The 23,878-nt window shown below is 72.7% G+C and carries 22 protein-coding genes; 16 read left to right on the top strand and 6 right to left on the bottom strand.

All coding sequences use genetic code 11. The features are described from left to right. Positions 1-57: 57 nt before the first annotated feature. The 6 genes from K8U61_RS09385 to K8U61_RS09410 all read left to right on the top strand — a co-directional run bounded on the left by K8U61_RS09385 (position 58) and on the right by K8U61_RS09410 (position 6,355). Entirely contained in the window at positions 58-441 is a 384-nt protein-coding gene (locus tag K8U61_RS09385) for a hypothetical protein (RefSeq protein WP_224122744.1), read from the top strand. Positions 442-513: 72 nt separating this feature from the next. Then, the gene (locus K8U61_RS09390; protein ID WP_224122745.1) at positions 514-1,557 is read left to right on the top strand and encodes a mechanosensitive ion channel family protein; all 1,044 of its coding nucleotides are present in this window, start codon (positions 514-516) and stop codon (positions 1,555-1,557) included. A 74-nt stretch (positions 1,558-1,631) separates the two neighbouring features. Further along, positions 1,632-2,330 carry a tyrosine-protein phosphatase gene (locus K8U61_RS09395; protein ID WP_224122746.1) on the top strand — a complete coding sequence of 233 codons (699 nt, stop codon included), beginning with the start codon at positions 1,632-1,634 and terminating at the stop codon, positions 2,328-2,330. A gap of 67 nt (positions 2,331-2,397) precedes the next feature. After that, positions 2,398-4,056 carry an AMP-binding protein gene (locus K8U61_RS09400; protein ID WP_224122747.1) on the top strand — a complete coding sequence of 553 codons (1,659 nt, stop codon included), beginning with the start codon at positions 2,398-2,400 and terminating at the stop codon, positions 4,054-4,056. Beyond that, positions 4,053-5,369, top strand: coding sequence for a PucR family transcriptional regulator (locus K8U61_RS09405; protein ID WP_224122748.1), 1,317 nt, complete (start codon positions 4,053-4,055; stop codon positions 5,367-5,369). Before K8U61_RS09400 ends, K8U61_RS09405 begins: the two co-directional genes overlap by 4 nt. After that, a complete protein-coding gene (locus K8U61_RS09410) occupies positions 5,369-6,355 on the top strand; it encodes an NADPH:quinone oxidoreductase family protein (protein ID WP_224122749.1) in 987 nt (328 codons plus the stop codon). Before K8U61_RS09405 ends, K8U61_RS09410 begins: the two co-directional genes overlap by 1 nt. On the opposite strand, the gene K8U61_RS09415 is transcribed toward K8U61_RS09410, so the two are convergent. Then, a complete protein-coding gene (locus tag K8U61_RS09415; RefSeq protein WP_224122750.1) occupies positions 6,344-7,093 on the bottom strand; it encodes an SDR family NAD(P)-dependent oxidoreductase in 750 nt (249 codons plus the stop codon). The genes K8U61_RS09410 and K8U61_RS09415 overlap by 12 nt on opposite strands. Next, positions 7,090-7,869, bottom strand: a complete 780-nt coding sequence (locus K8U61_RS09420; protein WP_224122751.1) for an SDR family NAD(P)-dependent oxidoreductase — start codon at positions 7,867-7,869, stop codon at positions 7,090-7,092. The genes K8U61_RS09415 and K8U61_RS09420 overlap by 4 nt, the downstream gene beginning before the upstream one ends. Positions 7,870-7,993: 124 nt before the next feature. On the opposite strand from K8U61_RS09420, the gene K8U61_RS09425 reads away from it, so the two are divergent. Next, positions 7,994-9,055: a phosphotransferase family protein gene (locus K8U61_RS09425; RefSeq protein WP_224122752.1), complete on the top strand. Its 1,062-nt coding sequence runs from the start codon at positions 7,994-7,996 to the stop codon at positions 9,053-9,055. A 19-nt stretch (positions 9,056-9,074) separates the two neighbouring features. Here the strand turns inward: K8U61_RS09425 and K8U61_RS09430 are convergent, their stop codons facing one another. Beyond that, the gene (locus K8U61_RS09430) at positions 9,075-10,082 is read right to left on the bottom strand and encodes an NADPH:quinone oxidoreductase family protein (RefSeq protein WP_224122753.1); all 1,008 of its coding nucleotides are present in this window, start codon (positions 10,080-10,082) and stop codon (positions 9,075-9,077) included. Continuing rightward, a complete protein-coding gene (locus K8U61_RS09435; RefSeq protein ID WP_224122754.1) occupies positions 10,082-10,537 on the bottom strand; it encodes a MaoC family dehydratase in 456 nt (151 codons plus the stop codon). Before K8U61_RS09435 ends, K8U61_RS09430 begins: the two co-directional genes overlap by 1 nt. A 124-nt stretch (positions 10,538-10,661) precedes the next feature. On the opposite strand from K8U61_RS09435, the gene K8U61_RS09440 reads away from it, so the two are divergent. After that, complete coding sequence (locus K8U61_RS09440; protein ID WP_224122755.1) at positions 10,662-11,900, top strand: acyl-CoA dehydrogenase family protein; 1,239 nt, start codon at positions 10,662-10,664, stop codon at positions 11,898-11,900. Here the strand turns inward: K8U61_RS09440 and K8U61_RS09445 are convergent. After that, positions 11,887-12,501 carry a TetR/AcrR family transcriptional regulator gene (locus tag K8U61_RS09445; RefSeq protein ID WP_224122756.1) on the bottom strand — a complete coding sequence of 205 codons (615 nt, stop codon included), beginning with the start codon at positions 12,499-12,501 and terminating at the stop codon, positions 11,887-11,889. The two genes, K8U61_RS09440 and K8U61_RS09445, sit on opposite strands and share 14 nt — an antisense overlap. Positions 12,502-12,592: 91 nt before the next feature. Between K8U61_RS09445 and K8U61_RS09450 the strand changes: the two genes are divergently transcribed. The 4 genes from K8U61_RS09450 (at position 12,593) to K8U61_RS09465 (ending at position 18,740) form a co-directional block, all read left to right on the top strand. Then, complete coding sequence (locus tag K8U61_RS09450) at positions 12,593-13,786, top strand: LuxR C-terminal-related transcriptional regulator (RefSeq protein WP_224122757.1); 1,194 nt, start codon at positions 12,593-12,595, stop codon at positions 13,784-13,786. A gap of 142 nt (positions 13,787-13,928) precedes the next feature. Next, positions 13,929-15,599 (top strand): AMP-binding protein, encoded by a 1,671-nt coding sequence (locus K8U61_RS09455; RefSeq protein ID WP_224122758.1) that lies wholly within the window; start codon positions 13,929-13,931, stop codon positions 15,597-15,599. Position 15,600: 1 nt separating this feature from the next. Further along, positions 15,601-16,797: an acyl-CoA dehydrogenase family protein gene (locus tag K8U61_RS25430; RefSeq protein ID WP_224122759.1), complete on the top strand. Its 1,197-nt coding sequence runs from the start codon at positions 15,601-15,603 to the stop codon at positions 16,795-16,797. Next, entirely contained in the window at positions 16,794-18,740 is a 1,947-nt protein-coding gene (locus K8U61_RS09465; protein ID WP_224122760.1) for an AMP-binding protein, read from the top strand. The genes K8U61_RS25430 and K8U61_RS09465 overlap by 4 nt, the downstream gene beginning before the upstream one ends. A 17-nt stretch (positions 18,741-18,757) precedes the next feature. On the opposite strand, the gene K8U61_RS09470 is transcribed toward K8U61_RS09465, so the two are convergent. Then, positions 18,758-19,528: a FadR/GntR family transcriptional regulator gene (locus K8U61_RS09470; RefSeq protein ID WP_224122761.1), complete on the bottom strand. Its 771-nt coding sequence runs from the start codon at positions 19,526-19,528 to the stop codon at positions 18,758-18,760. Positions 19,529-19,589: 61 nt separating this feature from the next. On the opposite strand from K8U61_RS09470, the gene K8U61_RS09475 reads away from it, so the two are divergent. The 4 genes from K8U61_RS09475 (at position 19,590) to K8U61_RS09490 (ending at position 23,869) form a co-directional block, all read left to right on the top strand. Then, positions 19,590-20,633 (top strand): acyl-CoA dehydrogenase family protein, encoded by a 1,044-nt coding sequence (locus tag K8U61_RS09475; RefSeq protein ID WP_224122762.1) that lies wholly within the window; start codon positions 19,590-19,592, stop codon positions 20,631-20,633. A 142-nt stretch (positions 20,634-20,775) separates the two neighbouring features. Next, positions 20,776-21,942, top strand: coding sequence for an acyl-CoA dehydrogenase family protein (locus tag K8U61_RS09480; protein WP_224122763.1), 1,167 nt, complete (start codon positions 20,776-20,778; stop codon positions 21,940-21,942). After that, positions 21,942-22,700: a 3-oxoacyl-ACP reductase FabG gene (gene fabG / locus K8U61_RS09485; protein WP_224122764.1), complete on the top strand. Its 759-nt coding sequence runs from the start codon at positions 21,942-21,944 to the stop codon at positions 22,698-22,700. The genes K8U61_RS09480 and fabG overlap by 1 nt, the downstream gene beginning before the upstream one ends. After that, a complete protein-coding gene (locus K8U61_RS09490; RefSeq protein ID WP_224122765.1) occupies positions 22,700-23,869 on the top strand; it encodes a thiolase family protein in 1,170 nt (389 codons plus the stop codon). Before fabG ends, K8U61_RS09490 begins: the two co-directional genes overlap by 1 nt. The last annotated feature ends 9 nt before the right edge of the window (positions 23,870-23,878 follow it).

Below are 23,878 nucleotides of genomic sequence, written 5' to 3' on the forward strand. Positions count from 1 at the left end.
GGACTCCTCGGGGACGGAGGGTTGACGTCGGGACGGTCGAGAAGGAAGCGTGCGCGCATGGAGCGCGTGCCGCACGAGAACGTCGCGACCGTCCTGGTCGAGCCGGCGGTCCTGCACGAGCTCGAGGTGCACCTGATGACCCTCGACCTGCGGCTGTGGCCGATCGCGACCGCGCCGATCTGCGAGGACGGCCCGCGCCGGGCCTTCCAGGTCCGCCGCCGGATGCTGATGGCCAGGCGCGGCGCGTGGGACGACGCGGCCGCGTGGACACCCGTGTGGATCGGCTTCGGCGAGAGCTGGTACGACGGCGCCGAGCCGCTGCCGTGGGCCGCCCACCAGGTCCTGTGGACCACCCTCGAGCAGTACGCCGACCACGTCCGCTACCGGCTCGGCCTGGGTGGGATCCCGCGGCTCGACGTCCCCCACGAACGCACCGCCTGACCTGCAGGTTCGTCGTGTGATCGTGGCCACCGAACCCTTCGGTGGAGCCGGATCCCTTGTCAGCATGGGGGGATGATCGACTGGTCCGACACGATGGTGCAGGTCCTCGTCGCGCTCGGCGTCGCCGTCGTGGTGGTCGTCGCGGCCCGCCTCGTCTGCCGGCTGGCGGCCCGCCGCTGGCCGCAGGTCGGTGAGCTCGAGCGCCGCAGCCGGGTGCCCTTCCGGGTGCTGGTCCTCATGGTCACCCTCAACCCGGTGGTCGCGACGCTGCGCCCGGCGGAGGCCGACACCACCTGGTGGGTCGCCGGCGCCCAGGCCGCCGAGGTGCTCGCGATCGTCGCCGCCGGGTGGTTCCTCACCTCGGTGGTGCTCTTCCTCGAGGACGTCGGGCTGAGCCGCTACCGGGTCGACGTGGCCGACAACCGGCTGGCGCGCCGGATGCGCACCCAGGTCCTCGTCATCCGTCGGCTCACCATCGCCGCCGGTGCGGTGGTCACCCTCGGTGCGGTGCTGCTCAGCTTCCCGGGGGTGAAGGCGATCGGCGCGAGCGTGCTCGCCTCGGCAGGCCTGATCAGCGTGGTGGCCGCGCTCGCCGCGCAGTCGGTGCTCGCCAACGTCTTCGCCGGCATCCAGATCGCCTTCGGCGACGCGGTGCGCCTCGACGACGTGGTGATCGTCGAGGACGAGTGGGGCTGGATCGAGGAGATCACCCTGACCTACGTCGTCGTCCGGCTCTGGGACGACCGGCGCCTGGTGCTGCCCTCGACCTACTTCACCACGACGCCGTTCCAGAACTGGACCCGCCACAAGTCCGAGCTCCTCGGCTCGGTCGAGCTCGACGTCGACTGGCGCGTCGACACCGCCGCCCTGCGCGAGCAGCTCGACGTCGCGCTCTCGACCACCGATCTCTGGGACGGCCGCGGCAAGGTCCTCCAGGTCACCGACGCCGTCGGTGGCTGGGTCCGTGTGCGGGTGCTCGTCACCGCCTCCGACGCGCCCCGGCTCTTCGACCTGCGCTGCCACGTGCGCGAGCACCTGGTCACCTGGATCCGCGACCACGACGCCGGCGTACCCCGGCAGCGCGTAGAGCTGGTCGAGCGGCCGCGCAGCGCCTGACCCCGCTGGAGGGGTCGACACCGGTCGGGGTCGTCGGGCTGCGGCAGCGTCGTGGTGTGGGCCAGGCTGGTGGCGTGACAGACCGCGTCCACGTGCTGCCCGGCTCCTTCAACGTCCGCGACCTCGGCGGCCTGGCGACCGCTGACGGCCGGTCGGTGCGGGCGGGTGCGGTGTTCCGCAGCGACTACCCGGCGTTCGCCGAGCGCGAGGACGGCGCCGACGTACGACGCCTCGGGCTGCGCACCGTCGTCGACCTCCGGCGGGGCACGGAGGCGGCGGTCGAGCGGGTCCCGTGGGAGGACCACGGGGTCGCCTACCACCGCTGCCCGATCACCGCCTTCGAGAAGTCCTCGTGGGAGGCGCGCTACGCGGCCTACCTGCAGGACCGCCCCGAGACCGTCGTCGAGGCCGTCGAGCTGGTGCTGTCGCCCGCCAACCACCCGGTGCTCTTCCACTGCGCGGCCGGCAAGGACCGCACCGGCCTGGTCGCCGCCCTCGTCCTGTCGGTGCTGGGCGTGCCGGAGGAGGAGATCGTGGCCGACTACGCGCTGTCCGCCGACAGCGTCGTCCACATCGTGGGGCGACTGAACGGCATCGACCTCTACCGCGAGCTCTTCGGCGAGCTCGACGCCGATGCGCAGCACCCGCACCCGGAGCACATGGAGGGGCTGCTCGCCTGGCTGCGCGCGTACGGCGGGGCCGAGCGCTGGCTCCTCGACCACGGCCTGGGCGCCGACCGGATCGCCGCGGCCCGCTCCGCACTCCTTGAATAAACGGTCATACCATTCTAATGTGCGCATGTGACCACCGCCTCAACGAGGCGCGACGGAGGAGTCGGAGATGGCGGCAGCGCTGAAGACCGTTCGGGACCGGTACACGGACGTCGAGATCGCGGCGTACTACTACGCGGGCTCGTGGCAGCCGACCAGCTTCAACCAGCTGCTGGCCGAGCAGGCCCGGGCGCAGCCCGACGACACCTTCGTCTTCGACAGCACCACCTCGATCAGCTACGCGGCGATGCACGAGCGGGCGCTGCGGCTCGCGGTCGGGCTCAAGCGGGCCGGGCTGACGGCCGGTGACCGGATCGCGGTGCAGCTGCCCAACTGGACCGAGTTCCCGCTGATCGCGGCCGCGGCCAACCGGATCGGCGTCGTACTGGTGCCGATCATGCCGATCTACCGCGGCGACGAGGTCGGGTTCGTGCTCCGCCACTCCGGCGCGCGGGCCGTGATCACCTGCGGCGAGTTCCGCGGCTTCGACCACCACGCGATGATGCGCAGCCTGCTCGCCGAGGCACCCGAGGTGGAGAACCTGTACGTCGCGCGCGGCACCGGTGCCGACAGCCTCGCCGCCCTCGAGGTCGGCGGCGACCTCGCCGCACTGGCCGCGGAGGCCGGCCCCGACGCGTCGCCCGACGACCCCTTCCTCATCGTCTACACCTCCGGCACCACCTCGCGGCCCAAGGGGTGCTTCCACACGTTCAACACGATCCGGGCCAGTGCCGCCGCGATCCGCGCGAGCCTCGACTACGGCCGCGACGACGTGCAGTTCGGACCCAGCCCCGTCACCCACAGCACCGGGCTGGTCACCAGCGTGGTCCTCCCGCTGCTCGTGGGCGCCAGCTCCTACCTGATGGAGGTCTTCGAGCCGGGCGAGGCGCTGCGGCGCATCGAGCAGCACCGGCTGACCGCGGCGGTCACGGCGACGCCGTTCCTCCAGATGCTGATGCAGGCCTACGACCCCGACCAGCACGACGCGTCGAGCCTCCGGCTCTGGGTGTGCGCCGGGTCGCCGATCCCGGGGTCCGTGGTCGAGCGGTCGCGGGAGATGTTCGCCGGGTGCCGCACCCTGAGCCTCTACGGGCGGTCGGAGAACTTCCTCACCACGATGTGCACGGTCCGCGACGACGAGGGCCGCTCGATCACCAGCGACGGCTCGGCCGTCGCCGGCGCCGAGGTCAAGATCGTCGGCACCGACGGGCTCGAGGTGCCCCGGGGCGAGGAGGGCGACATCGCCTATCGCGGCCCCAGCCACATGATCGAGTACTTCCACGACGACGAGGAGACCGCGCTGCTCTTCACGCCCGAGGGCTTCTCGCGCTCGGGCGACCTCGGCCGGATGGACGCCGACGGCTACGTCCGGGTCACCGGGCGGCTCAAGGACATCGTCATCCGCGGCGGCATGAACATCAGCGCCCGCGAGCTCGAGGAGCACCTGCTGCGACACCCGGGCATCGCCAACGTCGCGGCGGTGGGCATGCCCGACGAGCGGCTCGGCGAGAAGGTCTGCGTGTACGTCGTCCTCGCGCCCGGGGCCGAGCCGCTCGAGCTCGCCGACGTGACGGCGTACCTCCGTGAGCACGAGGTCGCCACCCAGAAGCTGCCCGAGCGCCTCGAGCTCGTCCCCGAGCTCCCGATGACGGCCACCGGGAAGATCCAGAAGCACCTGCTCCGTGCCCAGATCGCGGCGCAGCTCGAGTCGGAGGTCGTTCCCGCATGACCGTCACCCAGCAGCGAGCCGGCCACGCCGGACCGACCCTCGACGCCGAGCGCCGCTACGAGGAGCTCGCCCGGCGGCACGCCATCGAGCTCCGCCTCTCCGCGACCGGCGCGACCGGCGGAGGGATCGCCGCGCTGGTGCAGGGCACCGCCGCGATGACCGCCAACCCGGTCTGGCTGATCGACCCCCGCTCGCGCCTGGTCGCCCGGTCGAAGGAGGCCCGCGGCTCCGACTTCAAGGTGCCGGACCTCGACGTGCTCCTCGCGGACCAGGGCGACGTCGACCTCGACGCCCCCGAGCCGCTGCTCATCACGCCCAGCCCCGGGACCGGCCTCGTCCGCCGCCACGTCGTCGTCCCGGTCAGCCGTGACTCGGTGCTCTTCGCCTGGCTGGTCGTCGCCGAGGTCTCCACCCGCCTGACGCGCGAGGAGGTCTGGCTGGCGCACCGCGCGGCCTTCCACCTCGCCAGCGAGTACGCCGTCCAGCAGCGGGTCGCCCGGGTGTCCTGGAACGCGCGCGCCGCGCTCGCCCGCCAGCTGGTCCGGGGCTCCAACCGCGACGACGACGTCAGCGCGGCCGCCGACTACCTCGGCGTCCGCGTCGACGCGGACCGGGTGCTCGTCTACCTCACCGACGCTCCCGGCGACGAGCCGCGCGACGAGGAGGCCGTGTCGGCGCTGGTCGCGCGCGAGCTCGGGGTCGAGGTGCTCGGCTCGCGTGGACGCGAGGGCACGATCCTCCTGGTCGAGGTGCTCGAGGGTGCCGCGCACATGGCGGCGGTCCACGAGGTCAAGCGCGCGATGCGCCGCGTGGTCGCCGAGCTCGGCGAGCCCGACGCGATCGTCGGCGTCTCCGCGGTGACGCGGGCCGACGCCCTCCAGCGCTCCTACCGGGAGACGCGCGAGGTCGTGCTCTGCGTGGACCGCTTCGCGCGGGCCGGTGACCGGATCATCGCCGTCGACGACCTGGGCCCGGCGCGGCTGCTGGTCGCGAACGGCGACGTCGGCGCCGTCCGCCGCTACGTCGACGACGTGCTGGGTGCGCTGCTCGGCAACGTCCCCGGATCGGCCGACCTGCTGCGCACCCTCCAGTGCTTCTTCGACACCGGACGCTCGGTCCGCGAGTCCGCCGCCCGGCTCGGGATCCACGAGAACACCGTGCGGCTCCGGATGGCCAAGATCCACGACCTCACCGGCCTCGACGTCGCCGCCAACTCCAACGACCAGCTCAGCGCGCAGACCGCGCTGCTGGTGCTGCGCCTCGAGGGCCACCCGGCGATCCCGCCCTTCGACGACGGCTCCGCGACCGCCTGATGCGCGCACTGGTGCTGCCGGCCACGACCGGGCCGGACGGCGCCGGCCTCGCCGACGTACCCGAGCCCGACGGCGCGCACCCGTGGGCCGACGGGGAGCGGCTCCTGGTCGACGTGCGGGCAGCGGCGGTCTCCTTCCCCGACGTCCTGCAGAGCCGGGGCCGCTACCAGCACGGCGCACCGGCGCCGTACGTCGTCGGCGGCGAGTACGCCGGCACCGTGCTCGAGGCGCCGGCCGGCTCGCGCTTCCGCCCCGGCGACCGGGTCGCGGGCTTCACCTGCTGGGGCGCCATCGCCGAGCGGACGCTCGCGATCCCGCGCCACACCGTCCGGATCCCCGACGCGATGTCGTGGGTCGAGGGCGCGGCCTTCTACCTCAACTACGTCACGGCGTGGTTCACGCTCCACCGGGCCGGCTTCCGTGACGGCGAGTCGGTGCTCGTGCACGGCGCCGCCGGCGGTGTCGGCACCGCGACCCTCGACCTGCTGCGCGGGCGCGCGAAGCCGGTGGTCGCCGTGGTGTCCTCGGAGCGGAAGGCCGAGGTGGCCCGCGGCTGCGGGGCCGACGAGGTGGTGCCGGCCGGCGGGGACTGGCTCGGCGAGGTCCGCGAGCTGACCCACGGGCTGGGCGTCGACGTGGTGGTCGACCCCGTCGGCGGCGACCGCTTCACCGACTCGCTGCGCGCCCTGGACGTCGGCGGTCGCCTGATGGTCGTGGGCTTCGCGGACGGTGCGATCCCGGAGGTGAAGGTCAACCGCCTGCTGCTGCGCGACCTCACGGTGATGGGCGTGGCGCTGGAGCCCTGGCAGCAGCGCTTCGCCGGGTTCGCCGACGAGCTCACCGACGCCCTGGAGCAGGCGGCCACCCGCGTCTCGCCGTACGTCGGCACGGTGCTGCCGCTCGAGCGCGCCCACGAGGCGATGGGGATCCTGGACCGGCGCGAGGCCCTCGGCAAGGTCGTGGTCGAGGTGGCCTCAGACCGGTAGGTGCACCAGCATCCCGCCGTCGACGGGGAGCACCTGCCCGGTGATGAAGGACGAGCGCTCGCTCGCGAGGAAGAGGTAGGCCTCGGCGAGCTCCTCGGGCCGGCCGAAGCGGCGCAGCGGGGTGTTCGCGCGCACGGCGGTCGCCCGGTCCTCGGGGAAGCGGGCGAGCGCGTTGGGCGTCGCCGTCACCCCGGGGGCCACGCAGTTGCAGCGGACGCCCTGGGGTCCGTACTGCGTGGCGACGTAGCGGGTCAGCGCCTCCACCCCGGCCTTCGCGATGCCGTACGACGCCCACCCGGCATCGGCCGCGCGGGCCTGCGTCGAGCTGGTGGTCACCACCGTCCCGTTGGTCGCGACCAGGTGGGGGAGCGCCCGGGCGGTGAGGTGCGTGGTCGCCCGGAGGTTGACGTCGAGCGAGAGGTCCCAGCCCTTGCGGTCGCTCTCCGCCACCGGTCCCTCGGACCCGACGAAGACGCCGGCGATGTTGACCAGGCTGTCGAGCCGGCCGTGCTCGGCGACGATCCGCTCGACGAGCGCATCGATGGCGTCCTCGTCGCGCAGGTCCACCCGGTGGCCGGTGCCGCCGAGCTCGGCGACCAGCTCGGCCGGGTCGTCGCGGTCGACGAGCACCGTCGTCGCGCCGGCGTCGGCGAAGCGCCGCGCGGTCGCGCTGCCGATGCCGCCGGTCGCCCCCGTGACGACGACGACCTTGTCCTGCATCTCCCGGGTCTCGCTCACAGCAGCAGCACTCCTCCGTCGACGGGGACGCCCACGCCGGTGACGTACGCCGCGGCGTCGCTGGCCAGGAAGACCGCGGTGCTCGCGATGTCGACCGGGTCGCCCAGGCGGCCGATCGGCACGCGGGCGTCGATGATCTTCTGCTGGTAGTTGGGGGAGTAGTTGGCGGTGGCCTCGGTGAGGAAGACGCCGGGGAGGATCGCGTTGACCCGGATCCCCTTCGCGCCCCACTGGGCCGCGAGGTCGCGGGTCATGCCGAGCACGCCGGCCTTCGCCGCGCTGTAGCCGGTGGCCGGCATCTTCGCCGTCGTGAGCGCCATGACCGACGACAGGTTGACGACCGCGCTGCCCGGCTCCATCACCCGGCCGGCGGCCTGGGCCATCCAGTAGGAGCCCATCAGGTTCACGTCGACGACCTCGCGGAAGTGCTCCGGGGTGTCCTCGGTGGCGGGGTGGTAGCGGCCGCCCCAGCCGGCGTTGTTGACGAGGACGTCCACGCGGCCGAGCTCGTCCACCGCGGTCCGCACGAGGCGGTCGCAGTCCTCGACCTTCGTCACGTCGGTCTCGACGGCGACGCAGCGCCTGCCGAGGGCCTCGACGCGGGCGCGGGTCTCGTCCAGCATCTCGATCCGCCGGGCGCCGATCGCCACGTCGGCGCCCGCTGCGGCCATGCCCTGGGCGATCGCCACGCCGAGGCCGCTGCTCGCGCCGGTGACGACGGCGACCTTGCCGTCCAGCCGGAACCGGTCCCGCCACGCGGGCTCGTCGTACTCCATGGGTCCTGTTCTACGGTCCCTCGCGGGCTTTGGCCCGCGGTGGCGCTCGGCGGCCTGTCGGTCTCTCCATCGCGTCGCGCGCGGCACGCTGGCGCGCGTCGCTCGGCGACCGGAGAGTGGTCGGGTGCCGGTCCAGGAGCTCTCCGATGTCGATGTCGTCGATCGCGCCACCGAGGTCGCGCGCCGTACCTGGCCGGGCGCCGTCGTCTCGGAGGTGCGCCGGCTCGAGGGCGGCGTCTCGTCGCTGACGTACGCCGCGCGCGTGTCGGCCGACGAGCTCGACCAGCAGGTCGTGCTCAAGCTCGCGCCGCCCGGACTCGAGCCGGTGCGCAACCGCGACGTGCTCCGCCAGGCGCGGGTGCTCGACGCCCTCGCCCCGGTGCCGGGCTTCCCCGTGCCGCGGGTGCTGCTGCGCGACGCCGGCGCGCCGCCGGAGGTCCCGCCGATGTTCGCGATGGAGCTGCGGCCCGGCCAGGCCTACGAGCCGCTGCTCGACGTCGCCGACCTCCCGCCGTCGGCGGCCGAGGTCGCGACCCGCGAGCACGAGCTCACGCGGGCGCTGGCCCTGCTCCAGTCGCGGACGCCGGCGTCCCTCGGGGTCGGCGACGAGCCGGTCTCGACCGCCGGCGAGGAGCTGGCGCGCTGGCAGCGGCTCTTCGCGACCGTCGACGCCGACATCGCCCCCGGGCACGAGTCGCTCGGCGAGCGCCTCGCGGCGCGGGTCCCGGCCGACATCGAGCCCCGGCTGGTCCACGGCGACTACCGCGCCGCCAACATGCTCTTCGTCGGCCCTCGTCTCGAGGCCGTCATCGACTGGGAGATCTGGTCGGTCGGCGACCCGCGCCCCGACCTGGCCTGGGTGCTGCTGCACACCGCGCCGTCGCACGTCTTCCACCCCGACCGGTCCGCCGCCGACCTCGAGGCCGGCCGCCTGATGCCGACGGCCGCCGACCTGCTCGCGACGTACGTCGCCGCGCGCCGCGAGCTCGGCGCCTCAGTGGCCGAGCTCGCGGACGCGACCACCGACCTCGACTGGTTCCTCGGGGTCGCGCACTACAAGGTCGCCTCGACGATCGCGGTGATCTGGAAGCGGGAGCGCAAGCGTCCCGAGCCCGACCCCAAGGTCGCGCACGCCGCCGCCCACCTCGACGAGGTGCTGGCGGCCGGGCACGCCGCGCTCGGCTGACGGGCCGGGCCGCGGTGCGTCAGCGGACGGTGACGACGACCTTGCCGACCGCCGTCCGGTCCTCGAGGGACGCGAGCGCGTCGGCGGCCTTCTCCATCGGGTAGGTCGCCCCGATCGCCGGGCGCAGCCGGCCGTCGTCGAGCAGCGCCTGAACGCCGTCCCGCACGCGCGCGAGCGTCCCGGGGTGCTCGGTCTCCATCACGTCCATCGTGATCCCGGTGAGGGTCAGGTTGCGCAGGAGCAGGCGGTTGACCTTGACCTCCGGGATGGAGCCGCCGGCGAAGCCGACGACGACCCCGGTGCCGCCGATCCGGAGCGACCGGACCAGGTCGAGGAAGAGGTCCGCGCCGACCTGGTCGACGAACGCCTCGACACCGCGCCCGTTCGGCGTGAGCGCGCGCACCTGGTCGAGCCACGGTCCGCCGGTCCCGTCGGTGCGCACCACGTGCGTCGCGCCGGCCCGGGCCGCCATCTCGGCCTTCGCGGCCGACGACACCAGCGCGATCGTCGACACCTCGAACGCCGGGCCGAGGTCGAGCAGGCAGGTGCCGACCCCGCCGGCCGCACCGGACACCAGGACGGTGTCGCCGGGGCGGAGGTTCGCCCGGTCGAGCGCGTACCAGGCGGTCGCGTAGTTCATGTAGATCGCGGCACCCTCGGCGTAGGACATGTCGTCGGGGATCTTCACCATGAAGTCGTCGAGGGCGAGCGCCTGCTCGGCCATCCCGCCCTGCCAGACGATCGCGGAGATCCGGTCTCCGGGTGCGACCCACGAGTCGGCCGGCGCCTCGAGCACCGTGCCCGCGATCTCGCTGCCGCAGATGTAGGGCGCGTCGACGCCGGCCTGGTACTTCCCGCGGGTCTGCAGCGGGTCGATGAACGACAGCCCGACCGCGTGCACCTCGACCAGGACCCGGCGGCCGCCGGCCCGGCGGTGCGCGCCGAGCGGCTCCGGCACCTCGCGGACGACGGCGGCCGTGGGCCCGTCGAGGGACTCGACGACGACCGCGCGCATCTGGCCGCCCATCAGTCGAAGTACGCGAAGAGGGACTCGGCCACGCAGGCCGGCTTGTCCTCGCCCTCGATCTCGAAGGTCTGCTTCATCCGGAACTTCGACCCGCCCTCGACCGGCTCGACCGCGAGCAGCTCCGCGGTCATCCGGATCCGCGAGCCGACCCGCACGGGGTTGAGCCAGCGCACCTTGTCGTAGCCGTAGTTGAGCGCCAGCGAGTGGCCGTTCATCTCGAACAGCTCGTACTGGAACTTCGGACCCAGCGACAGGGTGTAGAGCCCGTGCGCGATCGTCACCCCCCAGGGGGAGGCCGCGCCCCGCTCGGGGTCGACGTGCAGCCGCTCCCAGTCCTCGGTGGCGTCGGCGAAGGCGTTGATCCGCTCCTGGGTCACCTCGTGCCAGTCGGTGGTGCCGAGCACCTGGCCCGCACGTGCGCGGAGCTCGTCCGCGCCGGTCATCACGATCGTCATACCCCCCATGCAACAAGGCGATCGGCGTCCTGACGACCGGCTGACGGCAGGGGGCTGGAGAACTCCACACCGGCTCCTCGGCGCGGCGACCGCGTGTCCGCCGAGCCGCCGTACGGTCCCGGCCATGGACATGTCGATCCCCGCAGACGTCACCGCCTTCATCGCCGACCTCGACCGCTTCATCGACGAGGAGATCAAGCCGATCGAGGAGGCGAACCCCGAGTACTTCGACCACCGTCGGGAGTTCTCCCGCACCGACGTCGAGCGCGGTGGCATCCCCACCCGCCGGTGGCGGGAGATCATGCACGAGGCCCGGGTGCGGGCCGACAAGGCCGGCTTCTACCGCTACCCGCTGCCCGAGGCGCTCGGCGGCAAGGGCGGCTCCAACGTCGCGATGGCGGTGATCCGCGAGCACCTCGCGCACCGCGGGCCGGGTCTGCACGCCGAGCTCAGCCACGAGGCCTCGATGGTGGCCAACCTGCCGCTGGCCCTGGTGCTGCACGAGTACGGCACCGACGAGCAGAAGGAGGCCTACCTGGAGCGGCTGGTCTCGGGCGACATGGAGATGGCCTTCGGCCTCACCGAGCCGAACCACGGCAGCGACGCCACCTGGCTGGAGACGCGTGCCGTCCGCGACGGCGACGACTGGGTGATCACCGGCGCGAAGCGGTGGAACAGCGTCGTCGACGTGTCCGAGATCGACCTGGTCTTCGCCCGCACCAGCGGGCAGGACGGCAAGGCCGAGGGCATCTCGGCGTTCCTCGTCCCGACCGCCGCGGAGGGCTTCGAGGTGCCCTTCTACTGGTGGACCTTCAACATGCCGACCGACCACGCCGAGGTGCGGCTGAACGGCGTCCGCGTCCCCGCCGCCGCGATGATCGGCGAAGAGGGCCGCGGCCTGGACTGCGCCCAGCTCTTCGTCCACGAGAACCGCATCCGGCAGGCCGCGTCGTCTCTGGGCGCCGCGCAGTTCTGCATCGACAAGGCGCTGGAGTACACCGAGGAGCGCTCGCTCTTCGGTCAGAAGATGCGCGACTACCAGGGCGTGCAGTGGCAGCTGGTCGAGCTGCAGACCGAGGCCGAGCTGGTGCGCAACACGATCCTGCGGACGGCCTGGGAGATGGACAACCACGGCAAGACGGCGGTCAGCGACAAGGTCGCGATGGTGAACGTCCGGGGCAACCGGCTGGCCTGCGACGCGGCCGACCGCGCGATGCAGATCCACGGGGGTGTCGGCTACAGCCGGCACTACCCCTTCGAGCACATCTACCGGCACCACCGCCGCTACCGGATCACCGAGGGATCCGACGAGCTGCAGTACCGCCGGATCGCCGCCGGGATGTGGGACTTCAGGTCCCGCTGAGCGACCCGTCCAACCCGCCGTGCACCAGCTCCAGCACCAGCTCGACCACGACGTCCGGACCGCCGGTCGTGGCGAGCCGGTGCGCGCGGGCCGGCCAGGTGGACACCGAGAAGACCGTGCCGAGCGCGGCCTGGGTCACGGCGGCGACCTCGTCGGGGTCGAGGTTCGGCAGCCGGCGGGCGACGAGCTCCTCCCACCGGCGGGTGTAGTGGCCCATCCGCGCGGTGAAGGCCGGTCGCCACGGCTCGGCCAGGTTGCCGAGCTCCCGCTGGTGCAGGACGACGAGGTCGCGCCGCTCGAGGGCGAACCGGACGTGGTGGCGCAGTGCGCGGTCGAGGTCGTCGGCCGGGTCGGCCCCGGTCGGGGCGGTGGCCTCGTAGAGCTCGTCCATCGCGAGGTGCAGGAGGGTCGCGAGGATCTCGTCCTTGCCGCTGAAGTGGCGGTAGAGGGAGGGTCCGCTCAGGCCGGCGCGCGCGCCGATCTCGTCCATGCCGACGCCGTGGAAGCCCTTCTCGCGGAAGGCGAGGGCCGCCGCGTCCAGGATGCGCCGGTCCCGCTCGCGGAGGTCGACGGCGCGACGCACGTCCCGGGGCGGGGTCACGAGCGGACGCTAGCACGGACTGTGAACGATCGTTATCATGGGCGATCTGAATGGTCTGACCGTTACGGTCGGGTGGGGAGGTGAGGTCGGGATGGAGGCATCGTCGGCGGCCGCGTCGCGGCGTCGTGCCGAGCTCGCCGAGGCGGGCGCGGCGGCGTACCGCGTCGGCTACGAGCTCGTCGGCCCGCTCGACGACCTGCCCGAGCCCGGGGTCCCGGGCGAGTGCCTCCAGGACCTGCGGATGCTCGACGGACAGCTCGCGATCCTGGCGGGCCTGATGCGCGAGCGGCTCAGCGACGAGACCGTCGACCTGACCCGTCAGCAGGTCGCGGCGCACAGTCACGCGCTGCACGAGGTCCACACGGTGCGCTTCGGGATCCACGACCACCTCGGTCACGAGCGGCTCCGTCGTCTCGACGAGCTCGACCGCGGCCTCTCGCAGCTGCGGCTGGTCACCGACCAGGACCAGCTCCTCGAGTCGGTCTGCGAGGCGGCGGCCGAGTCCTGCGGCTTCGACCGCGTGATGCTCTCGCGCATCGACGACGACACCTGGGTGCCGTGGCACAGCTTCGCCCGCACCATCGGCCCGGCCGAGCGCCGCTTCCAGGCCTGGATGCGGCAGCCGCCGCGGATCCAGCTCTCCCACATGATGCTCGAGAGCGAGCTGGTGCGCCGGCGCGAGCCCGCGATCGTGCGCGACGCGGCCACGGACGCACGCGCCTACGCCCCGCTGGCCCAGGCCGCGACGCAGACGTCGTACGTCGCCGCGCCGATCATCTCGGGCGACCGGGTGATCGGGCTCCTGCACGCCGACAACACGACCGGCTCGGTGGCCGACCTCGACCGCGACCTGCTGTGGTTCTTCGCGATCGGGTTCGCCCAGATCTTCGAGCGTGCGGTGCTCCTGGCCCGGCTGCGCGACCAGCGCGCCGAGGTGATGCAGGCGATGAAGTCGGTCGAGGCCGTGCTCGACGAGCTGGCCACGACCGAGATCGAGCTCTCGACCCGGCAGCGGGCCTCGGAGCTCGCGAGCGCTCGGCCGGTGCCGCCCGCGGTGGTCGAGCGGTCCGTCGAGCTCGAGCGGATCCTGACCAGTCGTGAGCTCGAGGTGCTGGGCCTGATGGCCACCGGTGCCACGAACGAGCGGATCGCCCAGCGGCTGGTGATCGGCACCCAGACGGTCAAGAGCCACGTGAAGCAGATCCTGCGCAAGCTCCGCGCGGAGAACCGCGCCGAGGCGATCTCTCAGTACCTCCGCCTGACGATCGGCGCCCGCGAGGACTGAGGCCCGGGCCCCGTCGGGGCGCCGCTGGGGGTCACCACAGTCGGAGGTCGCCGCACCGTTGTCGATTCGGTCTGACCATTGTAATGTCGACATCGTTCTGCTGAGATCGACGTCACGTCGCTGGCCCTCCGAAGGGGATCCCATGGCTCTGGCTACGGTGCACGACCGCTACTCCGACGAGGAGATCGCCCGCTTCTACGAGCAGGGGCTGTGGCAGGACTACACCCTGTTCGCGGCCGTGCGGGAGCAGGCGGAGGCGCAGCCCGACAAGGTCTTCGGCACCGACTCGACGACGTCGGTCACCTATGCCGAGCTCCGGGACCGGGCGCTCGAGCTCGCGCTCGGCCTGGTGCGTCGCGGCATCGGGGTCGGGGACCGGGTCGCCGTCCAGATCCCGAGCTGGACCGACTTCTTCGTGATCTCCGCGGCCGTGGCGCGGATCGGCGCGGTCATCGTGCCGATCATGCCGATCTACCGCCGCGACGAGGTCGGCTACATCGTCGGCGCGGCCGAGGTGAAGCTCGCGATCACCACCGATCACTACCGGGGCTTCGACCACGCCCGGCTCTTCCTCGACCTCCGGGCCGAGCACCCCGGGCTCGAGACGGTCGTGGTGCTGCGCGGCTCCGGCGTACCCGCCGGCGCGATCTCGTACGACGAGCTGCCCGTCGCGATCGCGAGCCGGGAGGAGCTGGCCGCGGCCGAGGCCGAGATCGGTGCCGGCGTCGGGCCCGACGAGCCGTTCGTGATCGTCTTCAGCTCCGGCACCACCAGCCGCCCCAAGGGCTGCCTGCACACCTTCAACACCATGGCCTGCGGCGCGCGCCTGCTCGGCCGGGGCTGGGGCTACACCAGCGACGACGTGCAGTTCGGCCCGTCCCCGGTCACCCACACGACCGGTCTGGTCACCAGCTTCATCCTCCCGCTCGTGCACGGCGCCGCCTCGCACCTGATGGAGCAGTGGGAGCCGCGCGAGGGCCTCGAGCGGATCGCCAAGTTCGGGTGCACCGGGTGCGTGAGCGCGACGACCTTCCTGCAGATGGTCCTCAACGTCTACGACCCCGACGTGCACGACGCGAGCAGCATGCGCTTCTGGGTCTCGGCGGGCGCGCCGATCCCGGGCAGCTTCGTCCGGTCGGCGCGCGAGCAGTTCCCCGAGATGAAGGTGTTGAGCCTCTACGGCCGCACCGAGAACATCACCACGACCTTCTGCACGGTCGAGGACGACCCGGAGCGCTCGATCACCTCCGACGGCAAGGCGCTCCCGCTCCAGGAGGTGCGGATCGTCGACGAGCAGGGTGCCGAGGTGCCGCGGGGCGAGGAGGGCGACATCGCCTACCGCGGGGCGATGAACTGCCTGGAGTACATCAACCAGCCCGAGGAGACCGCGGTCAACTACACCGCCGACGGCTTCCACCGTTCCGGCGACCTCGGCTCCATGGACGCCGACGGCTACGTGCGGGTCACCGGCCGGCTCAAGGACATCGTCATCCGCGGCGGCCTCAACATCTCGGTGCGCCAGGTCGAGGACCTGCTCTCCGCGCACCCGGCGGTGGGCGACATCGCCGTCGTCGGTATGCCCGACCCGAAGATGGGCGAGAAGGTCTGCGCCTACCTGGTCCCGGCGTCCGGCCACGAGGCCCTCACGCTCGAGCAGATCCGCGACTACCTGCTCGGCGAGGGCCTCGCGATCCAGAAGGTGCCCGAGCGGCTCGAGATCGTGGGGGACCTGCCGACCACGGCGACCGGCAAGATCCAGAAGCACCTGCTGCGCGCCGACATCGCGGCCAAGCTCGAGAGCGTGGACGCCTGAGGTGGACCTCACCGACGCACCCGACGAGGCGGCCTTCCGGGCGGAGGTGCGGGCCTGGCTCGAGCAGACCCTGCCCACCCTCGCCTGGCCCGAGCCCGCGCGCCTCGAGGACCGCAAGCCCTTCTGGCAGCAGTGGCAGCGCGCGCTCTTCGACGCCGGGTACGCCGGCCTCACCTGGGCCGAGGAGTACGGCGGCCGCGGGCTCGACGAACGCATGCGCGCCGTCTTCTCCGAGGAGTGCGACCGGGCCGGGGCGCCCGAGCGACTCAACATCATCGGCGAGGACTTCTGCGGCCCGACCATCGCGCACTTCGGCACGGCCGAGCAGAAGGAGCGGCTGCTCCGCCCGATCCTGACCGGCGAGGAGATCTGGTGCCAGCTCTTCTCCGAGCCCGACTCGGGCTCGGACCTGGCCTCGCTCCGCACGAGGGCGACCCGGGTCGAGGGAGGCTGGAGCATCTCGGGCCAGAAGATCTGGACCTCGCGTGCGCAGATCGCGGCGTACGCGATCCTGCTGGCGCGCACCGGAGGCGCCGAGCCCGACAAGGCGCGGCACCGCGGGATCACGTTCTTCCTGGTCCCGATGGACGCCGAGGGCATCACCGTCCGGCCGCTGCGGCACATGCTCGGCGAGGCCGAGTTCAACGAGGTCTTCCTCGACGAGGTCTTCGTGCCCGACGAGATGGTCGTCGGTGCGGTCGACGGCGGCTGGCGGGTCACGATGGGCACGCTCGGCTTCGAGCGCGTCGCGATCGCCACCGGCCGGGTCAACACCACCAAGGCGATCCGCGACATCATCGACGACGTCCGCGCCGCCAAGGGCGCCGACGGGCAGCCGCGCGGCGCCGACCCGCACGTGCGCCAGCAGGTCGCGGACCTGTGGTCCCGCGCGCTGGTGCACCGGGCGATCTCGATGCGGGTCATCACCGGCGCGGACGCCGGTGGACCGCCCGGACCGGTGACGTCGATCGGGAAGCTCTACTTCTGCCCGCTGGTGGAGGACCTCGCCGACTTCCGGCTCTCGCTGGAGCCGCTCGGCGGCCAGCTCGACCTCGACGACGAGCTCAACGACACCCGCGCGTGGCTGCGCCTCGCCAACCAGGCCCGGGGCACCGCGATCGCCGGCGGCTCGACCTACATCCAGCGCAACATCGTGTCGGAGCGGATCCTCGAGATGCCGCGTGGAGGAACGTCGTGACCTACGTGTGGACCCCCGACGAGGACTACCTGGAGAACTCCAACGTCGCCCGGCTGATGCGCACGCTCGGCGTCGCGACCGCCGACGAGCTCCGCGCGCGGTCGGTCGGGGACATCGGCGCGTTCTGGCAGGCCGTGGTCGAGGACCTCGACATCCCGTTCGCGACGCCGTACGCCCAGGTCGTCGACCAGACGCGGGGCGTGGCCTGGCCGGAGTGGTTCCCCGGCGGCGGCCTCAACGCGGTCGACGCCTGCCTGGGCAAGTGGGCGGGACGGACGCCGGAGGCGGCCGCCGTCGTGCACGAGGCCGAGGACGGCACGACCTCCGAGGTGACCTACGCCGAGCTGGCCGACCGGGTCGCGCGGGTCCGGGCAGGCCTGCGCGCCGCGGGCATCGGCAAGGGCGACGCCGTCGCGCTCTACATGCCGATGACGCCGGACGCCGTGGTCGCGACGTACGCCGTGGTGAGCACCGGGGCGATGCTCGTCCCCCTCTTCTCCGGCTTCGCCCCCGGCGCGATCGCCTCGCGTGTGCAGGACGCCGGCGCCGTCGCCGTGATCACCGCCGACGGCACGCTGCGTCGCGGTCGCTCGACCTCGATGCTGCCCCAGCTGCGCGAGGCACTCGGGAGCTGCCCGACCGTGCGGACCGTCGCCGTCGTCGACAACATCGGCGAGCGCGGCGCTCTCGGCCCCGGTGAGGTCGCGTGGGAGGACTGGCTGGCGCTGGACCCCGACCCGGATGTCGAGCCGACCAGCGCCTCCGACGTGCTCCTGCTGGCCTACACCTCGGGCACCACCGGCAAGCCGAAGGGCGCCGTGCACACCCACGCCGGCTTCGTGGTGAAGACCGCCTGCGAGGTGTCCTACGGCTTCGAGATGGGTCCGGGCCGCACCTTCTGCTGGATCACCGACATGGGCTGGATCATGGGTCCGCTCTCGATCCTCGGCACCCACGGCACCGGCGGCACGCTGCTGCTCTACGAAGGCTCGCCCGACGTCCCGGACACCACCCGCCTCTGGCGCCTGGTCGAGCGCCACCGCGTCTCGATGCTCGGCGTCAGCCCGACCCTGATCCGCGCGCTGCGCAGCAAGGGGCTGCTGCCGACCCAGGCGCTCGACTCGGTGCGCGTGCTCGGCTCGACGGGCGAGCCGTGGGACCCGGAGTCCTACGAGTGGCTGGCGCGCGACGTCTTCGGCAGCCGGGTGCCGATCATCAACTTCTCCGGTGGCACCGAGGTCGGCGGCTCCTTCCTCTGCCCCTACCCGGTCGAGCCGATCCGCTCGTGCTCCCTCGGCGGCCCGGCCCTCGGCATGGACGTCGACGTCGTCGACGACCGCGCCCGGCCGGTGCGCGGCGAGATCGGCGAGCTGGTCTGCCGCCAGCCCTGGCCGGCGATGACCCGCGGCATCTGGAACGACGACGCCGAGGGCTCGCGCTACCACGAGGCCTACTGGTCGACGTACGACGGACTGTGGCGGCACGGCGACTACGCCCTGTGCGAGGAGTACGGCGACGGCACGACCGGCTGGTTCATCCTCGGCCGGTCCGACGACGTCATGAACGTGGCCGGCAAGCGCGTGGCCCCGGCCGAGATCGAGTCGGTCGTCGCGGTCGACGAGGGCGTCGCCGAGTCCGCGGTCGTCGGCATCCCCGACACGACCAAGGGCGAGGCCGTCTGGGTCTTCTACGTCGCCCGCGGGGACGAGGAGGAGTCCGTGGTCGCGGCGCGGGTGCGTGGGCGGGTCGCCGCCGAGGTCGGCAAGCCCTTCGCCCCGAGCCAGGTGCTCCGGGTGCAGCAGCTCCCGAAGACCCGCTCGGCCAAGATCCTCCGTCGGGCGATCAGGGCCGCGGTGCTCGACGCCGACCCCGGCGACCTGTCGGGTGCGGAGAACCCCCAGGCCGTCGACGAGATCCGGGTCCAGGTCAAGGCGCTGCCGTGACCGCTCCCGGGTTCGCGCTAGGCCTCGACGTCGATCGAGGTGCGGTCCTCGACCGCCATCACCGCCTCGGCGTACCCGTGGACGTGCCGCTGCATCCGGCGTACGGCGGCCTCCGGGTCGCCGGCGCGGATCGCCTCGGTGATCGACTTGTGCGCCTGGGCCGTCGTCTGCCGGACCGCCGAGTCGACGAAGCCCTGGTTGTCGGTCGAGGTGTAGATCGCCCGCGACAGCGCGAGCATGAAGCCGTTGAGCAGCTCGTTGTGGCTGGCGACCGCCACGGCGACGTGCCAGTCCACGTTGGCCTGGAGGAACTCCCCGAGCGACCCGTCGCGGGCGATCGAGTCGTTGGCGCGGTCGAGCGCGGCGAGGTCGTCGTCGGTCCGGTGCAGCGCCGCCAGCCGGGCGCACGAGGGCTCGATCGCCTCGCGCGTCTCGTGGAGCGCGGCGAGCCGGATGTTGCGGCCGCGGATGAGCAGGTCGACCGAGCTGGCGATCGACTCCTCGCCGAGACGCTGGATGAAGGCGCCACCGGCGCGGCCGGTCTTGATCCGCACCAGGCCCTGCACCTCGAGGATCCGCAGCGCCTCCCGCACGGTGGCGCGGCTCATCCCGGTCTGGGTGACGAGCTCCCGCTCGGGCGGCAGCGCCGTGCCCTCGGGGAACTCGCCCCGCAGGATGCGCTCGCGCAGCTCGTCGGCGAGCACGTCGGACGCCTTGGGGACCGACATCGGTGCCAGCTGGACCGCGACCCGCGTCGTGCCGTTCTCGGGCGATGCCGGTTCGGCCATCGTTCCCCACATTCTCAGATGTTTTTGGTCATACCTAAAGTAACAGCGAAAGGACCCCGAGATGGAGTGGAGACTCTCCGAGGAGCAGGTGTCCTACCAGGAGACGCTCCGGGACTGGCTGTCCGCGGTCGCGCCGGTCGAGTCCGTCCGCGGCTGGATCGAGGCCGCGGACCCGGCACCCTTCGTCGAGCGCCTCGCCGCTGACGGCTGGCTCGGCGTCGGCGTCGACGAGGAGCTCGGCGGCCAGGGCGGCGGTGTCGTCGAGCTCGCGCTCACGGCGGAGGAGCTCGGTCGTGCCGCGGCGCCGTCCGCGGCCTGGCTGGCCACGGTCCTCGCCGTCCCCGGTCTCGCTGGCTTCCCCGACCGCACCACGGCGTGGCTGGCGCCCGCCGAGGACGCACCCGACGCGGCGACCGGGGTCCGGGTCGACGGCGACGGGCGGCTGAGCGGCACGGTGCCGCGCGTCCTCGCCGGCGACGAGGCGGCGGCGTACGTCGTGGCCGTCGGTGCCCCGGGCGACCGGGCGCTCCGGCTGGTGGAGCGGGCCGCCCCCGGCGTCGAGGTGGCACCGCGCCGGCTGCTCGACGGCACGCGCACGGTCGCCGACGTCCACCTGGACGCGGCACGGTCCGCGCCGCTCGACCCGGACGCGGCGGCCGCCGTCCGCCGGGCCACCGACCTCGCGGCCGTCCTCGTCGCCGCCGACGCGCTGGGCGCCATGGAGCGGATGCTCGAGATGGCGGTCGCGTACAGCCTGCAGCGCCGCCAGTTCGGGGTGCCCATCGGTTCCTTCCAGGCGGTCAAGCACGCCGCGGCCGGCATCGAGGTCGCGGTCGAGGCGTCGCGCTCGGCCCTCTACTTCGCGGCCGCCTCGGTCGAGGCCGGGCTCGAGGAGTGCTCGCTGCACGCCGCGGCGGTCAAGGCGCAGGTGACCGCGGAGGCGAGCCGGGCCGCCGACACCGCGCTGACCATGCACGGCGCGATCGGCTACACCTGGGAGCACGACCTGCACCTCTTCTACAAGCGGGCGCGGCTGGACCGGTCGCTCTTCGGCGAGCCGACCGCGTGGAACGAGCGGATCGCCGACGGGCTGGCCCTCGTCTGAGCGCCCTCGGGGCGCCGACTGTGCCCGCCTCCAGTGGGCCGTCGTCGACCCGTAGTTTCTGGTCAGACCTTTTGTTAGAGTCGCACCAATTCGCTCCCCGTCGGCATCGGGGCACGGCGAGCGTCGTAGGAAGGAATCGTTCGTGGACTTCGAGCTGACGGAGGACCAGCAGACCATCCGCAAGGCGGTGGCCGAGCTGGCGGCCAAGTTCGACGACCAGTACTGGATGGAGAAGGACGCGGAGCACGAGTTCCCTCGTGAGTTCTACGACGCCTTCGCCGACGGCGGCTGGCTCGGCATCACCGCGCCCGAGGAGTACGGCGGGAGCGGCTTCGGCATCACCGAGGCCTCGATCCTGCTCGAGGAGGTCGCCGCGTCCGGCGCCGGCATGAACGGCGCGAGCTCGATGCACCTCTCGATCTTCGGGATGCACCCGGTGATCGTGCACGGCTCGGATGCGATGAAGCAGGAGACGCTGCCCCGCATCGTGACCGGCGACCTGCACGTCTGCTTCGGCGTGACCGAGCCCGGGGCCGGCCTCGACACCACGAAGATCACCACCTTCGCCAAGCGCGACGGCTCCGACTACGTGATCAACGGCCGCAAGGTCTGGATCTCCAAGGCGATGGAGTCCGAGAAGATCCTGCTGCTGACCCGCACCAGCAAGTTCGAGGACGTCGACAAGAAGACCGACGGCCTCACCCTCTTCCTCACCGATCTCGACCGCGCCCACGTCGACATCCGGCCGATCAAGAAGATGGGCCGCAACGCGGTCACCTCCAACGAGCTCTTCATCGACGACCTGCGCGTGCCGGAGGAGCACCGGATCGGCGAGGAGGGCCAGGGCTTCAAGTACATCCTCGACGGCCTCAACCCCGAGCGCTGCCTGGTCGCCGCGGAGGCGCTCGGCATCGGCCGGGCTGCGCTGCGTCGCGCGGTCCGCTACGCCAACGAGCGCGAGGTCTTCGGCCGGCCGATCGGCATGAACCAGGGCCTGCAGTTCCCGCTCGCCGACTCCCTCGCGCGCCTCGACGCGGCCGAGATGATCCTGCGCAAGGCCACCTGGCTCTACGACCAGGGCAAGCCGTGTGCGCGCGAGGCCAACACCGCCAAGTACCTCTGCGCCGACGCGGCCTTCGACACCGCCGACCGCGCGCTCCAGACGCACGGCGGCATGGGCTACTCCGAGGAGTACCACGTCGCCCGCTACTTCCGGGAGGCGCGGCTGACCCGCATCGCCCCGCTCTCGCAGGAGATGGTGCTCAACTTCCTGGGCTCCCACGTCCTCGGGCTGCCGAGGAGCTACTGATGACCGGACCCTTCTCCCTCGCCGGTCGCTCGGCGCTCGTCACCGGCGCGGGTGCCGGTGTCGGCGCCGCCGTCGCGCAGGCGTACGCCGCCGCCGGGGCCGCCGTCCTCGTGACCGACGTCGACAAGGACGCGGCCGCCGCCGTCGCCGACCGGATCGTCGCCTCCGGGGGCCGGGCGGAGTCGTGCGCGCTCGACGTCCGCGACGCCGATCAGGCGACGCAGGCCGCCACGCAGGCCGCCGGCCTCAACGACGGCACCCTGAACATCGTCGTCAACAACGCGGGCGTGATCAGCCCGGCGATGTTCCCCAAGATGACACCGGACGCGTTCCAGCTCGTCCTCGGCGTGCACGTCGGCGGCACCTTCACCGTCAGCCAGGCCGCCCTGCCCGTCCTCCCCGACGACGGCACCGGCCGGATCATCAACGTGACCTCCGCGGCCGGGCTCGTCGGCACGATCGGCCAGGCCAACTACGGCGCCGCCAAGGCCGGCGTCATCGGCCTCACCAAGTCGCTCGCCAAGGAGCTGGCCCGTCGTTCGATCACCGTCAACGCCGTCGCCCCGCTCGCCGCGACTGCCATGACCGAGAACATCCGCACCAACGAGAAGCTCGCGGAGATGACGCTCGCGCGGATCCCGCTCGGCCGCTGGGCCGACCCGGACGAGATCGCCGCGACGTTCGTCTTCTTCGCCTCCGACGCCGCGTCGTACATCACCGGGCAGGTCCTGCCCGTCGACGGCGGGACGGTGATCTGATGCCGCTGCAGGGCCGCACCGCGTGGCTGGCCGAGGCGCTGCGCACCCCCATGGGCAAGGCGCACCCCGACCGGGGCTGGTACCGCGACGTCCACCCCAACGTGATGCTCGGTGCCGTCTACACCGCGCTGCTCGAGTCCACCGGCGTCGCGCCGGGTGACGTCGAGGACCTCGTCGTCGGCTGCACCGCGCCGTTCGGCGAGCAGTCGCGCAACGTCGCCCGCAACGCCTGGCTCCAGGCGGGCTACCCCGCCGAGGTGCCGGCGACGGTGCTGGACCGGCGCTGCGGCTCGGCCCAGTCCGCGGTCGAGATGGCGGCGGCGCTGATCGCTTCAGGCACCCACGACCTGGTGATCGCCGGCGGCGTCGAGCACATGGGCCACATCCCCATGACCGCCGTCGTCGAGATCGAGAAGCTGTACGGCGCGGCCTGGCCGGCCGAGCTGCTCGCTGCCTCGGACTTCCCGGCGATGGGCGAGGCAGCCGAGCGGATCGCCGAGCGGTGGGACATCAGCCGTGCCGAGATGGACGCGTTCGCGGTGCGCTCCCACGAGCTGGCCGCGGCCGCCGTCGAGGCGGGCCGCTTCGAGCGCGAGATGATCCCGCTCGAGCTCGACGGCGAGCGTCGTACGACCGACCAGGGCATCCGTCCGGGCACCACGCTCGAGGGCCTCGCCGGCCTGAAGACCCCGTTCCGGGAGGACGGCCGGGTCACCGCCGGCAGCTCCTCGCCGCTGACCGACGGCGCCGCCGGCGTCCTGGTCGCCTCGGACGACGCGGTCACCCGGCACGGCCTGACCCGGCGGGCGAAGGTGCTCGACCAGACGACGGTCGGCGTGGACCCCGCGATCATGCTCACCGGTCCGATCCCGGCCACCCAGCGGCTGCTGGAGCGCAACGGGATGACGATGTCCGACATCGACCTGGTCGAGTGCAACGAGGCCTTCGCCTCCGTCGTGCTCGCCTGGGAGCGTGAGCTCAAGGCCGACCTCGACCGTGTCAACGTCAACGGCGGCGCCATCGCCCTGGGCCACCCGGTCGGGGCGTCCGGCTCGCGGCTCTTCGCCACGCTGCTGGCCGAGATGGAGCGACGCGACGTCGAGGTCGGCCTGGTCACGATGTGCTGCGGCGGCGGTCTCGGCACGGCCACCCTGGTGCAGCGGGTCTAGGGGCCACCG

This window comes from Nocardioides mangrovi, from assembly GCF_020073815.1.
Lineage (GTDB): Bacteria > Actinomycetota > Actinomycetes > Propionibacteriales > Nocardioidaceae > Nocardioides > Nocardioides mangrovi.

What these genes read in the sequence shown, in the direction of transcription:
- K8U61_RS09420 (WP_224122751.1), bottom strand. Translation starts at nt 7,869, where the DNA reads ATGGAGTACGACGAGCCCGCGTGGCGGGACCGGTTCCGGCTGGACGGC.
- K8U61_RS09490 (WP_224122765.1), top strand. Translation starts at nt 22,700, where the DNA reads ATGCCGCTGCAGGGCCGCACCGCGTGGCTGGCCGAGGCGCTGCGCACC.
- fabG (WP_224122764.1), top strand. Translation starts at nt 21,942, where the DNA reads ATGACCGGACCCTTCTCCCTCGCCGGTCGCTCGGCGCTCGTCACCGGC.
- K8U61_RS09455 (WP_224122758.1), top strand. Translation starts at nt 13,929, where the DNA reads ATGGCTCTGGCTACGGTGCACGACCGCTACTCCGACGAGGAGATCGCC.
- K8U61_RS09435 (WP_224122754.1), bottom strand. Translation starts at nt 10,537, where the DNA reads ATGACGATCGTGATGACCGGCGCGGACGAGCTCCGCGCACGTGCGGGC.
- K8U61_RS09440 (WP_224122755.1), top strand. Translation starts at nt 10,662, where the DNA reads ATGGACATGTCGATCCCCGCAGACGTCACCGCCTTCATCGCCGACCTC.
- K8U61_RS09450 (WP_224122757.1), top strand. Translation starts at nt 12,593, where the DNA reads ATGGAGGCATCGTCGGCGGCCGCGTCGCGGCGTCGTGCCGAGCTCGCC.
- K8U61_RS09390 (WP_224122745.1), top strand. Translation starts at nt 514, where the DNA reads ATGATCGACTGGTCCGACACGATGGTGCAGGTCCTCGTCGCGCTCGGC.
- K8U61_RS09400 (WP_224122747.1), top strand. Translation starts at nt 2,398, where the DNA reads ATGGCGGCAGCGCTGAAGACCGTTCGGGACCGGTACACGGACGTCGAG.
- K8U61_RS09470 (WP_224122761.1), bottom strand. Translation starts at nt 19,528, where the DNA reads ATGGCCGAACCGGCATCGCCCGAGAACGGCACGACGCGGGTCGCGGTC.
- K8U61_RS09385 (WP_224122744.1), top strand. Translation starts at nt 58, where the DNA reads ATGGAGCGCGTGCCGCACGAGAACGTCGCGACCGTCCTGGTCGAGCCG.
- K8U61_RS09405 (WP_224122748.1), top strand. Translation starts at nt 4,053, where the DNA reads ATGACCGTCACCCAGCAGCGAGCCGGCCACGCCGGACCGACCCTCGAC.
- K8U61_RS09430 (WP_224122753.1), bottom strand. Translation starts at nt 10,082, where the DNA reads ATGGGCGGCCAGATGCGCGCGGTCGTCGTCGAGTCCCTCGACGGGCCC.
- K8U61_RS09475 (WP_224122762.1), top strand. Translation starts at nt 19,590, where the DNA reads ATGGAGTGGAGACTCTCCGAGGAGCAGGTGTCCTACCAGGAGACGCTC.
- K8U61_RS09410 (WP_224122749.1), top strand. Translation starts at nt 5,369, where the DNA reads ATGCGCGCACTGGTGCTGCCGGCCACGACCGGGCCGGACGGCGCCGGC.